We start from the raw sequence: 12,347 nt of genomic DNA, 5'->3' as shown, positions 1-12,347 counted from the left end.
TGGCCGGGTCCGGGGTCAGGTCTGCGCTCAGCGTGCGCCGAGCTTCACGCCTTCGACGGCGGCGGCAACGTTGGTCGCGTCCACGATGGCCGGGCCGGTCAGCACGGGCTTCGTCGCGATGGCGGTGCCGAACTTCAGGTTGGCAAACAGCATCGAGGTCGACAGGAAGCCCTGCAGGTAGGGCTGCTGGTCGATGGCGAAGGTCTGGGTGCCAGCGGCGATGCGCTCCAGCACGGCGGCCGACATGTCGAAGGTGCCAAGCTGGATCTTGCCGGTGGCGCCCTGCTGATCGATCGCGCTTGCAGCGGCGTCCGAGGCCCAGGCGGCCAAGGTGATCACGGCGTCGATCGACGGATCGGCGATCAGCTCAGACTTGATCGCTTCCGAGGTGCCAACCATGTCCTGATCAAGGTTCGCCGGAACGCGCAGGATGTAGGTCGCGGCACCGGCTTCCTTGGCGCCATCTTCCACGCCCTTGCAGCGGGTTTCCAGGTTCACGGCACCGGGGTTCTGGATGTGGCAGAGGATCTTCTTGGCACCCTTGAATGCCAGGTATTTCCCGCCCTCGACGCCGGCGATGTATTCGTCCGAACCGAAGTAGTTCAGCGCGTCATACTCGCCCATATGCTCCTGTCCCGCGTTGAAGGACATGATTACCACGCCCGCATCACGTGCCGCCTTCAGCGCCGGGGTTTCCGACTCCGGCAGCCAGTTCGGGATCGCGATGCCTTCGGCACCCTGAGCCACAGCCTGCTCGATCAGGGCGGCCAGGTCGGGACCGAAGTTGTCGTAGTTCGGGGTCTGCATGAAGTTGACGGTGCCGCCATTGGCTTCGACCATCAGGGTTGCGTCGTCGACGCCCTTCTTGACCATGTTCCAGAAGCCGTCCTGGGCCGAGCCCACGATCACGGCGATGTCTTGTGCGTAGGCACCAGACGCCATCAGCGCCGCCGTCATCCCTGCAGCGAGGGTCTTGGTGAACGTCATTGTCTTTCCTCCCGTTTTGATACGGCCGCAAACCCGCGGCCCGACTTGGATCGAGCCTGTTGGCCCCCTGGATCTGCCGCGGCACAAACCGACAGGCCCCCCGCCACGGCGGTGGATACGGTCTGACAATCGTGCTTTGGGCCTCCCCCAGTGTTGTCGGCAGATTTCTAGGTGAACGCGAACAACTCTTTTCTCATGCAGCGTTGACATGTTTGAAATCAACGGCGATCTATTATGCATCGGAATTTCATTCCAAATGATGTCATGGCTTTAGCCGGATGGATGGAATTGAGAGGTTCGCGACTCAGGGACGGGGAAATTTGAAGTGAAACGACCGACTATTCCCGACCTTGCAGAAGCGGCGGGCGTTTCCATCTCAACGGTGAACCGGGCCTTGAACGACCCCGATTCCGTCCGCCCCCCAACCCTGGCGCGTGTGCTGTCGGCCGCAGAGCAGATCGGCTTTTACGGACTTCGCACCATCGAGCATGCCGTGCGCTCCACGCAGACCACGCATCGCCTGGGCGTGCTGTTGCAGCGGAAGGAGAGGACCTTCTATCGCATCCTAGGCGAGGCCATAGCGGACGCGGCCGAAAACTGGCAGGGCGGCCGCATCGAACTGATCCTCGAATTTCTGGAAGACCTCACGCCCGAGAAGGTCGCAGCCCACATCGTCTCGCTGGGCGAGCGCTGCGAGTCGATGGCCATTGTGGCCCCACAGCATCATTTCGTGGCCGATGCGATCGACACGGTGCTGGAGCGGGGCGTGCCGGTCACGTCATTGATCGGCCCGCTGTCGGCCAAGGGCAATGTCAGCTTCGTCGGGCTGGACAACTGGAAGGTCGGGCGCACCGCGGCCTGGGCGTTCAACCGGATGGTCCGCACGCCCGGCAAGATTGGAATTTTGGTGGGCAGTCACCGCTTGCGGAACCAGGAGATGAACGAAAGCGGGTTTCGGTCATATTTCCGCGAACACAACACGGACTTCACGCTGCTGGAGCCGCTGCCGACCTACGAATCTGCCGTCGTGGCGCGGGAACATGTCGAGAAGCTTCTGACCGACCATCCGGACCTGTGCGGTCTTTTCATCTCGGGCGGTGGCGTCACTGGCGCAATCGCCGCCCTGCGTGCCCTTCCAAGACGCGCGGATTTTGTCGCGGTCGGCTACGAACTCTTCGATGCGACCCGAGCCGCTCTGATCGACGGCACGCTGTCCATGCTGATCTCACACCCGATGGAGCGCTTTGCCAGTGAAACGATTTCCACCCTCGTGAAGACCAAGTCCACCGGGCGCGAAGGCGGGGCCCATCGGGTCACATTCCTGTTCGACATCTACACTCCCGAAAGCATCTGAGCGGCAGGCGGGCGTCCGAATTTAGCTTTTCGCGTCGGGAGGGCATGGCCCAAAGTCCTTTGCCATTCGGCTTGCCTTTCACAATTCGACCCGCCGCAGCCGCAACGCATTGGTGATCACCGAAACGGAAGACAGGCTCATCGCCGCCGCAGCTATCATCGGCGACAGCAACATCCCGGTGGCGGGGTAAAGCAGCCCTGCCGCGATCGGAACGCCAAGCGCGTTGTATGCAAAAGCGAAGAACAGGTTCTGCTTGATGTTGCGCAGGGTGGCGCGGGCCAGTTTGCGCGCCCGCACGATCCCCATCAGGTCCCCACCGAGAAGCGTGATGCCGGCACTTTCCACCGCGACATCCGCGCCCGTGCCCATGGCGATCCCGACATCGGCGGCGGCCAGGGCCGGTGCATCGTTCACCCCATCGCCCGCCATGGCGATCTTGTGGCCCGCCCGGCGCAACTGGTCGATCAGGTCCTTCTTGGCCTCGGGCAGAATTCCGGCGCGTACCTCGTCGATCCCCAGTTTTCCCGCCACGGCCTGCGCAGTGCGTTCGTTGTCGCCTGTCGCCATGATGACGCGCAGGCCCTGAGCGTGAAGTTCCCTGATCGCTTGCGCGGTGGTTTCCTTGATCGGGTCTGCTACCGCCACGATGCCGACCAGCGCCCCATCAACTGCGATGAACATCGCGGTTTTACCTTCGGCGCGGAGAGTGTCGGCCTTGTCCTCTGCCGCCGTGGTGTCCAGCCCCATCTCCCGCATCATCGCGGCATTGCCAAGCGCCACCGCCCGGTTTGCGACCTTGCCACGCACACCTTTGCCCGTGACGGCTGCAAAGTCCGTGACGTTCTGACGCGCGGCGCCCAGCGGCTCGGAACCCTCGACGATGGCCTCGGCCAGCGGGTGTTCCGAGCCGCGCTCCAGCGCGGCGGCATAGGACAGCAGGTCAAGCTGGGGTAAGTCTGAAAGGGTCATCGTGTCGGTCAGTCGAGGTTTGCCCATGGTCAGCGTGCCGGTCTTGTCGACGATCAGCGTATCCACCGACGCCATGCGTTCCAGCGCCTCGGCGTCCTTGATCAGAACTCCGGCCTGCGCCCCGCGCCCTGCCGCCGTGGTGATGGAAATCGGCGTCGCCAGCCCAAGCGCGCAGGGGCATGCGATGATCAGGACCGATACTGCCGACGCGATGGCAAAGACCAGCGCGGGTTCCGGGCCGTAGGTCAGCCAGACGCCGAAGGCGATGACGGCAATGGCAACCACCGTCGGCACGAACACCGCCGAGACCCGGTCCGCCAACCCCTGAATGGGCGCGCGGGATCGCCGCGCGTTTGACACCATGGCCACGATCTGCGCGAGCACCGTATCCGCGCCGACCTTCCCCGCCTCGATCACCAGCGAGCCGTTCTTGTTGATCGTGGCCCCGGTCACCGCATCGCCCGGCCCCTTTTCGACCGGCATGGATTCACCGGTCAGCATGCTTTCGTCCAAAGACGAGCGGCCCTCGACCACCGTTCCGTCGACCGGAACAGCATCGCCCGGACGGAGGCGCAGCCGATCGCCCGCCATGATGTTTTCCAGTGGTGCATCATATTCCGTCCCGTCGGGCAGGATGCGTCGCGCGGTCTTCGGCGCCAGGTCCAGAAGGGCGCGGATTGCGTCCCCGGTGCGTTCGCGCGCCCGCAACTCCAGCACCTGACCCACAAAGACCAGGGCCACGATCACCACGGCGGCCTCGTAATAGGTGCCGACACCGTGACCCATCCGGTAAACCTCGGGGAACACGCCGGGCAGGAAGGTCGCAACCAATGAATAGAGATACGCGGCCGCCACACCGAGGCTGATCAAGGTCCACATGTTTGGCGACCGGTTCACCAGCGAGTCCCATCCGCGCCTGAAAAACGGCAAGGCCGCCCAGAGAATGATCGGGGTCGCCAGCGCAAACTCCAGATAGCTGGCTGTCTGATGTCCGATCCAGTCCCGTACCGGCAGAGCCACCAGTTCGCCCATCGTCAGCACGACCAGCGGAACCGCGACCGCCGCGGAAATCCACATCCGGCGGGTGAAGTCGGTCAACTCATGGCTGGGCTCATCAGAGGGCAGCATCGGCTCCAGTGCCATCCCGCAGATCGGGCAGCTCCCCGGCGCATCGCGGATGATCTCGGGATGCATCGGGCAGGTGTACTGAACTTTGGCCGCCCCGGTCATCTTCCGCCCAGCGGCGCGCCCCGAGGCGTAAAACCAGGGATCGGCCCGGAACCTTGTCTGGCATTTATCCGAACAGAAATGGAAATCGTCGCCGCCGAAGCGTTCGGTCCGTGTGTCGGGAAGGACGGACACCGTCATGCCGCAGACAGGATCGACCGCCTTCGGACCCGGTCCGGGGGACCCGTGATCATCGGGCTTGCGTGCGTCAGGGTGGACGTGGCCTGCGTGCGGATCAGCGGTAGACATGGCGGTCTCCTTTTGCTGCGCGGTCGAAAACGGACCTTGACTGTGCGCCTTCCAACGCTGGCAAGGTCAAGCAGCAAACATGGCTTTCAGGGAAGCCGCCGTTTATCGGCGAATATGTGCCGCCAAGGCTTTGTCGTCTTCCTGCATGGGCAATCAGCTACAGACCAATGAAGCTCGACTTACCGAGGCTTAGGCAGTCCGACACAGGACTGTACCCGATCACATGCTCGACTGTGCACAATATCCCGCTTCCGAGGGGCGTCCATGCTCGTCCGGTCTGACCACTCTCCCGCAGTGCAGGAGAGTGTCCACCAATCGATAGTGGACACTATGGATGTCGCGGGGCATCGGATGAAGCGGCCTTGGCCGGATGAGCAGAACCGTATCTTCAGACACCGATCAGTTCATGATGCAGGCGCTGAACTGTCCTGGTGCAACTTCCCTCAGATCGGGGACGACCATTGCGCACTCTGCAACCGCTTGGGGGCAGCGCGTGCGAAAAACACAGCCTGACGGAGGGTTTATTGGGCTGGGGATGTCGCCGGTCAGAAGCACCCGGTTGCGTTTGTGTCCTGGTCTGGGGATTGGAACCGCCGACAACAGTGCCCTTGTGTAGGGATGCGCCGGGCTGTTGTACAAGGCCGTGGCCGGCGCAATTTCCATGATGCGCCCAAGATACATCACGATCACTCGGTCGCAGATATGTTCCACCACGGCCAGGTCATGGGCAATGAACAGCATTGTCAGGTTGAATTCGGATCGCAGGTCGTCCAGCAGATTTATGACCTGCGCCTGAATGGACACGTCAAGCGCCGAGACCGGCTCATCGGCAACCACGAAGTCGGGGTTGACGGCCAAAGCCCGCGCAATCCCGATCCGTTGTCGTTGCCCGCCTGAGAATTCATGCGGAAAGCGGTCAAGATAATCCGCCGAAAGGCCCACCTGCTCCAGCAGGCCAACGATGCGGTCCTCGCGGTCGGCGGACGTTCCGATCTTGTGAAGGGCCAACGCATGGCCGATCACCGTCCGGATCTTTTCGCGGGGGTTCAGACTGGCATAGGGGTCCTGGAAGATGATCTGCATTCGCTTGCGATAGGCGCGCATTTCGTCCTTGCCGATCTCCATGATGTCGGTGCCGTCGAACAGCACCGCCCCATCGGTTGCCTCCTCCAGCCGAAGCAAGGTGCGCCCGACGGTGGTCTTGCCTGACCCGCTTTCGCCGACCAGACCCACGACCTCACCCTTCATCACGTCAAAGCTGATGCCATCGACGGCCTTCACGTTGTTGACCACGCGATTCAGCACGCCACCCTTTATGGGGAAGTATTTCTTAAGATTCTTGACGGCAAGAAGCGCGGTCATGCCGGAATTCCTTCGGAGAGTGTCAGTTCGTCGGCCCGCAGGCATCGCACCTCGCGGCCCGATGTATCCCGGGTCAAGCTGGGCTCGGTCAGCGCGCAGGCGGGCACCGCATAGGCGCAGCGCGGGCGAAACCGGCAGCCCGATGGCAGGCGCGCCAGCATTGGCACCTGGCCGGGAATGGTGTCCAGCCGACGATGTTGGCCAGCTGACCCCAGCCGCGGGATCGATTTCAGAAGGCCCGCGGTGTAGGGCATGCGCGGGCGTTCAAAAATGTCTACGACGGATGCGGATTCCACAACCTGGCTTGCGTACATCACCACCACCCGGTCAGCCATTTCCGCAACTACTCCAAGATCATGCGTGATGAAGATGATCGCCATTCCAAGCTGCGCCTGCAGATCCTTCATCAGCTCAAGAATTTGTGCCTGGATCGTCACGTCGAGCGCGGTTGTCGGCTCATCGGCGATCAACAGCCGGGGCTGGCAGGCCAAGGCCATGGCGATCATCGCGCGCTGACGCATGCCGCCCGACATCTGATGCGGGTAATTGTCCGCGCGTTTCTTCGGTTCCGGAATCCCGACAAGGGCCAGCATGTCGATGGCGCGGGCATGGGCCTTGGCGGTCGACAACCCCTCATGGCGCATGACGACTTCCGAGATCTGGGCACCAAGCGTATGCACTGGGTTCAGGCTGGTCATCGGCTCTTGGAAAATCATGCCGATTTCCTTGCCACGCACGGCGCGCATCTCGCGTTCTGACAGCTTGGTCAGATCACGGCCACGCAGCAGGATCTCGCCGCGCGTGATCTCGCCCACGCCCTTGGTCAGAAGGCGCATGATCGACAGGCTGGTGACGGACTTGCCAGAGCCGCTTTCCCCGACGATGGCCAAGGTCTCGCCCGGGGCCACCGAAAAGCTTACGCCATCAACAGCCCTGATGCGCGACGTGCCCCCCAGACGGAAAGTGGTTTGTAGGTCACGAACCTCCAGCAGCGGTTGTACAGGATCGGTCATGCCAGCCCTTTCGGAGTTATGAAGCGGCCTTGGCCAGCTGTGCCGGTCAGGCCGTCGTGCCAGATGGTTTCGCCAGCCAAGAGGGTGCGACGCAGGGCACCGTGAAACACCGCTCCCTCAGTAAGCGCTGCAAGGTTGCGGGCGGCGGTCAGCAGAGTGGTTTTGGTAATCTGCGTCTTTGCTGCCAGATCAACAAGAACGACATCTGCCTTGCAGCCCTTGGAAAGCCTGCCTCGGTCGGGAAGGCCGAAGCGTGCCGCAGCGTTGGTCGAAAGAACCGATACCGCCCGCTGCAGGCTGATCTTGCCTGCATGAACGGCATCCAGCATGGCGGGCAGCATGGTTTCAAGCCCGGGGTGGCCGGGCGGTGCGGTCAGGAAATTGCCCGTATGGGCGGCCTTTTCAGCTGGCGCAAAGGCCGCGTGATCTGTCGTCACATGCGCCAGAACGCCATCTGCAATTGCCTGCCAAAGCGCCGCGCGGTCCGCCGCGTGCCGGATCGGCGGGTTGATCTTGGCGGCCACTCCAACGCGGGCGACGTCGGTTTCGGTAAACAGCAAGTAGTGCGGGCAGGTTTCGGCGGTGAAGTCGCTGGTGCCGGCGAAGCGACGCAGCACCTCAACGGTCGCGGCCGAGGTGACGTGCGCGATGTGCAGCCGCGCCTGGGCTTCCATGTTCATCGTCAGAAGCATCGCCACTGCCACCGCTTCAGCCATTGGTGGGCGGGCGCGGTTGTGAATGCGCGCGTCCGCGGGATCGTCGCCCTCCACGTCATGCGCCGCACGGGCCAGAAGATCGGCATTCTCGGCGTGCACGACGACCGGAAGCCCGGTGCGCGCGATCAGCCGCAGCGCCTGCAGTTGGTCCGCTGGGTCGGGCCAGGCGAGGCCCGCGAACTCCCGTTCTCTGCCCTCTGGCGAAGGGGTCGTGAAGATCTTGAAGCCGATGATCCCGGTGTCCGCCAGCGCGTCCACTGCGGCCTCGGTCAGTGTCAGCGGGGCGGCATAAAGGCCAAAATCGACATGTGCGCGCGGGGCGAAATGCGCGCGCCGCATCGCGACCTGATCGGGCGTGTTGCAGCAGGGATCGGTGATCGGCATCTCGAACACGCTGGTGATCCCGCCGGCTGCACAAGCCGCCGTCTCACTTTCGACCGAACCGCGGTTGGGGTAGGCGGGCGAGCGGATATGACAGTGTATGTCGATCAATCCGGGCAGGACTTGTAGCCCGGTCGCGTCAATCACCTGGCCGGCCTCAGCCGTGTCGCCCGGCGCCAGAATGGCCGCGATCCGACCTGCCGACAGCCCAAGTTGCCCGGGCCGAAAGCCGTCCGGGGTCATCAGCATGCCCCCGTGTATCAGTGTGTCGAAGCTCATTTCAGCCCCAGTTCGCCGAGCGCCTCGCCCACCCCGTCCAGATGATCCAGCCGCATCGACGTGTAGTTCGGCGCGAGCACCACGCCGTGACCGCCCGCCCGATAGGTTGCATGGACCGACCGGTAGGCGATGTCGCGCGTCATTTTGGCGGTATCGGGGCGGGAACGCGGGGCGTCGACGCCGATGCCCATGTAGACGCTGGCCTTGCCGTCAACGCCCCGCACCGCATCCTGGCACTGACCGAACACGTAGGTGTCGGGGTCCATACCCGCGCCAACGAGTTGGTCGAACGGGGCTTCGTTCAGGCCAAGGATGCGGAACAGGCCACGCGTCGCCTCATCTCCGGTGAAGTCGCGCAGGATGGTCTTGCGAAAGAACGACAATTCCTTGGCCCAGACTTCACCTGCCTGATGCTGATAGGTGATCGGCTTGACGAAGTCGGCGTAGCGGGTCTGTTCGGCCCAGGGCCATTGCGCACGGCGGATCAGGTTGAAATGATTGCGGTTCCAGACGTTAAGGCCAAAAGGCAGTTGCGGCTTGCACCATTTGACCAAACCGTAAAGCTCGCGGTCGAGGTCCTTGTTCCGCTCTAACCAGAACTTCTCCCACACCAATGCTTCGGGATTGTCCATCAGAACCCGCAGGAAGGTGACGAGCGATCCGTCGACAAAAGTCTTGCCCGCGGCCGCTTCTTGGCAAAAGTCGTACAGTCGCAGCAGCGCCTGGCGGCAGCTTTCGGCGTTTACGCCACGTTCTTCGGCCTCGCGCCGCGAGGGGGCGGAAAAGTCGCCGGGACAGCCGCCCTGGATCAGCGTGTCGAGGGGAGAGTTACGCTCGTTGCACCACATGAACCCGTCAATGTCGTGGTTGCGCACCTGATCTTCGATCATCGAATGGATCCAGCCGCGATAGCCGGGGTGCGATGTTGATGGCTCGCCCCCAAGGCGGCCGAAGATGTCTACCTCCATCGCTTGCGGCAGGGTCGGAATGTCGACCGCAGCCGCCGAGCCGTGGCCGGCATATTTGAAGAACGGCTCCATCAGTTCGACATAGACCTTCATCCCCCGCGCATGAGCGGCGGGGATGACCATCTTGAGGATGTCCTTGCCTTCGAATTCGGGGTCGCGTGACCGGTAGTCGGCCATGAAGGTGTCACGGTAGTAGCGCGGGTCCGGGTCGAAGTAGGCGCCACCCCGCATCTGGTAGGGCTCCGGCACGCCATGATCCGGCCAGCCGTCCAGCACATGGCTGATGGAACGCCCGGATTTCAGCCCAAGCCATGACACCGTACCCAACATCAGCACATTGACGCCCGCGCGGGTCTGTAACGTATCAAGAACGCTTTCCACGCCCTCGTCGACAAAGCTGATCGGGCTGATCTGGCAACCGACGAACTTTTTGGCGGGGTCAGCGCTCATGCCGCGACCCGCACGCTTTGCGCGAAGGCTGTGATGCGGCGCATCGCCTCCTGGATCATCGGCAGGGGCTGTAGATAGCTGATGCGGATGTAGTCGGTGCTGTCGTCGCCGAACATCGTGCCTGGGAACAGCATCACCCCCGTTTCCCGGAGCAACCGCTCGCAGAACTCCGGCGCTGGCATCCCGGTGGAGGAGATGTTCGTGTAGATGTAGAACGCCCCGCCAGGATGGCCGTAGGTGAACCCGGCGGCGGTCAGGGCGGGCATTAGCCAGTCCCGTCGCGCAGCATAATCGGCAAGCATCGCCTGGAGCGGTTCCTGCGGGCCGGTCAGCGCGGCAAGGGCTGCATGCTGGCTGACGGTGCAGGTGTTGATTGAGAGCGTGTGGCGTGGTTCGGTCACCTTTTCCACGAAGTCCAGAGGCGCGGCGAGGTAGCCCACGCGCCAGCCCGTCATTGCGTATGTCTTGGAAAACCCGTTCAGCGTGATCGTGCGTTCTTTCATGCCGGGTAGGGTGGCGATGCTGAGATGCTCGTTCGGCGCGTAGATCATCTTGGCGTAGATCTCGTCCGCGATGATCAGGATGTCGTGTTTGACCGCCAGGTCGGCGATCTTGCGGATCACGTCGGGCGGCGTCACGGCCCCCGTAGGGTTGTTGGGCGACACAAGCACGAACATCCGCGTGCGCGGCGTGATGCGCGCCTCGATCTCGGCCACGTCCAGGGCGAAGTCGTCCTTCTCATGGGTGGGCACCGGAACCGGCACCCCGCCGCACAGGTGTACGGCGGTGTCATAGGTGGTGAAGCGGGGCGAGGTGATCAGCACCTCCTCGCCTGGGGCGCAGAGTGCCAACATGCACAGCATGATGCTCTCCTGCACCCCGGCCGTAACCACGATCTCATCCGCGGTGTAGTCCAATCCATAGCTGACCCTGAGGTCAGCCGAGATGGCCGCGCGCAGCTGTGGCAGGCCGGTCGGCCCGGTGTAGTGATGCGCATTTGCGTCAAGTGCCGCCTTGGCCGCTTCCACGATATGTGTAGGTGTGTGGAAATCCGGATCGCCACGGCCAAGGGCGATCACGTCGCTTCGGCTGGCCGCGATGCCCAGCATCTTGGTGCGGAATGACCCATCCTCTTCCACGATCCGGGGTGCGATGTGCTTGGCGAATTGGCTCATCCGTGCATCCTCTTGCCGTCGATAAAGGTCATCTTGATGCGCTCCAGAGCGAAAAGGTCTTGGTCGGGGTTGCCGTCAACCACGATCACGTCGGCGGCCTTGCCGACCTCAAGCGAGCCGATCAGGTGGTCCATGGCGGACACCTTGGCCGCCCGGATGGTGATGGAGGCTAGGGCGTCCATGTTGTCGCGGCAGACGCCGACCTTGACCATATGCGCCAGTTCCGGCGCGATCACGTCATGCTCTACAGCAGGGCTGCCCGCATCAGTGCCGAAGACAATGGGCACGCCACGTTCTGCGGCCTTCTTCAGGCCTGCGTATCGGCTGGGGTCGGCGACCGCCTTGATCCGCTCTTCGATCTTCCATTCGGGGATACCGAAGCGGCGGGCGATTTCGGGCTGGCTTTGCTGCACAAGGGGAGCGAAGGTGGTCACGACGGGCAGCTTGCGGTCCAGCAGGACCTGGATCGTCTCGTCCGACATCGAGCCGCCATGCTCGATGCAGTCAACCCCGAACTCCGCCACGCGGCGGATGCAGGCGTCGTAGGTGGCGTGCGCCGTCACCGGCAGGCGGTTGCGGTGCGCCTCGTCGATCACGGCGGCAAGTTCTTCGTCGGTGAATTCCAGCGTGTCGTGGCAGGCCATGATTTTGATGAGGTCGGCCCCGCCTTTGACCTGCTCGCGCACCGCACGGCGCATCTCGTCTGGGCCGGAGGCTTCGCGGCAGACCCAGTAGGTATGCCCGCCGGTCTGGATGATCGCCGCGCCGCAGACCTTCAGACGTGGGCCGGGAAAGATGCCCTGTGCCACCGCCTGCTTGGAATAGAGGTTCATATCGTGGAACCCGAGGTCGCGGACCATCGTGATCCCTGCACGCAAGGATTTCAGCATGTTGCCCGCCGCCTTGAAGGCGGAAATCGGCTTGGGGTCGTCCATCGACTGGCGCGCCAGATCATGGATACCGTCCCAGTTCAGGTGCGCGTGGCTGTTGATCATGCCGGGCATCAACGTGCCGCCCGTCTCGATCACCGGGCCTGCGGGCATCTGGACGCGGGGGCCGATGGCGGCGATCTTGCCGTCCTTCATCTCGACAAAGCCATCCTCGATGATGTCGCCCACAATGGGGATCACCCGGCCCGCAAGGATCGTGTGCGGGGCAGCCAGATCGAACATCGGCTTCGTGATCTTCTGATAGCGCCAGGCGGCGGGTTCGGGCAT

At 63.2% G+C, this 12,347-nt stretch carries 9 protein-coding genes; 1 reads left to right on the top strand and 8 read right to left on the bottom strand.

The genetic code is table 11. The features are described from left to right. Positions 1-27 precede the first annotated feature (27 nt). The gene (locus Q0C42_RS19505; RefSeq protein WP_295080026.1) at positions 28-987 is read right to left on the bottom strand and encodes a substrate-binding domain-containing protein; all 960 of its coding nucleotides are present in this window, start codon (positions 985-987) and stop codon (positions 28-30) included. Positions 988-1,312: 325 nt separating this feature from the next. Here Q0C42_RS19505 and Q0C42_RS19500 point away from each other — a divergent pair, with 325 nt between their 5' ends. Further along, a complete protein-coding gene (locus tag Q0C42_RS19500) occupies positions 1,313-2,341 on the top strand; it encodes a LacI family DNA-binding transcriptional regulator (protein ID WP_295080023.1) in 1,029 nt (342 codons plus the stop codon). A gap of 78 nt (positions 2,342-2,419) precedes the next feature. On the opposite strand, the gene Q0C42_RS19495 is transcribed toward Q0C42_RS19500, so the two are convergent. The 7 genes from Q0C42_RS19495 to Q0C42_RS19465 all read right to left on the bottom strand — a co-directional run bounded on the left by Q0C42_RS19495 (position 2,420) and on the right by Q0C42_RS19465 (position 12,347). Next, a complete protein-coding gene (locus Q0C42_RS19495) occupies positions 2,420-4,786 on the bottom strand; it encodes a heavy metal translocating P-type ATPase (RefSeq protein ID WP_295080020.1) in 2,367 nt (788 codons plus the stop codon). Between the two features lie 399 nt (positions 4,787-5,185). Further along, on the bottom strand, positions 5,186-6,148 hold the full coding sequence (locus tag Q0C42_RS19490) for an ABC transporter ATP-binding protein (protein WP_295080017.1): 963 nt from the start codon (positions 6,146-6,148) through the stop codon (positions 5,186-5,188). Next, a complete protein-coding gene (locus tag Q0C42_RS19485; protein ID WP_295080014.1) occupies positions 6,145-7,161 on the bottom strand; it encodes an ABC transporter ATP-binding protein in 1,017 nt (338 codons plus the stop codon). The genes Q0C42_RS19490 and Q0C42_RS19485 overlap by 4 nt, the downstream gene beginning before the upstream one ends. Continuing rightward, positions 7,158-8,537, bottom strand: coding sequence for a dihydroorotase family protein (locus Q0C42_RS19480; protein WP_295080011.1), 1,380 nt, complete (start codon positions 8,535-8,537; stop codon positions 7,158-7,160). Before Q0C42_RS19480 ends, Q0C42_RS19485 begins: the two co-directional genes overlap by 4 nt. Further along, a complete protein-coding gene (locus Q0C42_RS19475) occupies positions 8,534-9,955 on the bottom strand; it encodes a hypothetical protein (RefSeq protein ID WP_295080008.1) in 1,422 nt (473 codons plus the stop codon). Before Q0C42_RS19475 ends, Q0C42_RS19480 begins: the two co-directional genes overlap by 4 nt. Beyond that, the gene (locus Q0C42_RS19470) at positions 9,952-11,130 is read right to left on the bottom strand and encodes a pyridoxal phosphate-dependent aminotransferase (protein WP_295080005.1); all 1,179 of its coding nucleotides are present in this window, start codon (positions 11,128-11,130) and stop codon (positions 9,952-9,954) included. Before Q0C42_RS19470 ends, Q0C42_RS19475 begins: the two co-directional genes overlap by 4 nt. Then, entirely contained in the window at positions 11,127-12,347 is a 1,221-nt protein-coding gene (locus tag Q0C42_RS19465) for an amidohydrolase family protein (RefSeq protein WP_295080002.1), read from the bottom strand. The genes Q0C42_RS19470 and Q0C42_RS19465 overlap by 4 nt, the downstream gene beginning before the upstream one ends.

The organism is Tabrizicola sp., from assembly GCF_022842145.1.
Classification (GTDB): Bacteria; Pseudomonadota; Alphaproteobacteria; order Rhodobacterales; family Rhodobacteraceae; genus Tabrizicola.
The sequence above is the reverse complement of the archived record's forward strand: the minus strand, read 5'-3'. Positions and strand labels throughout refer to the sequence as shown.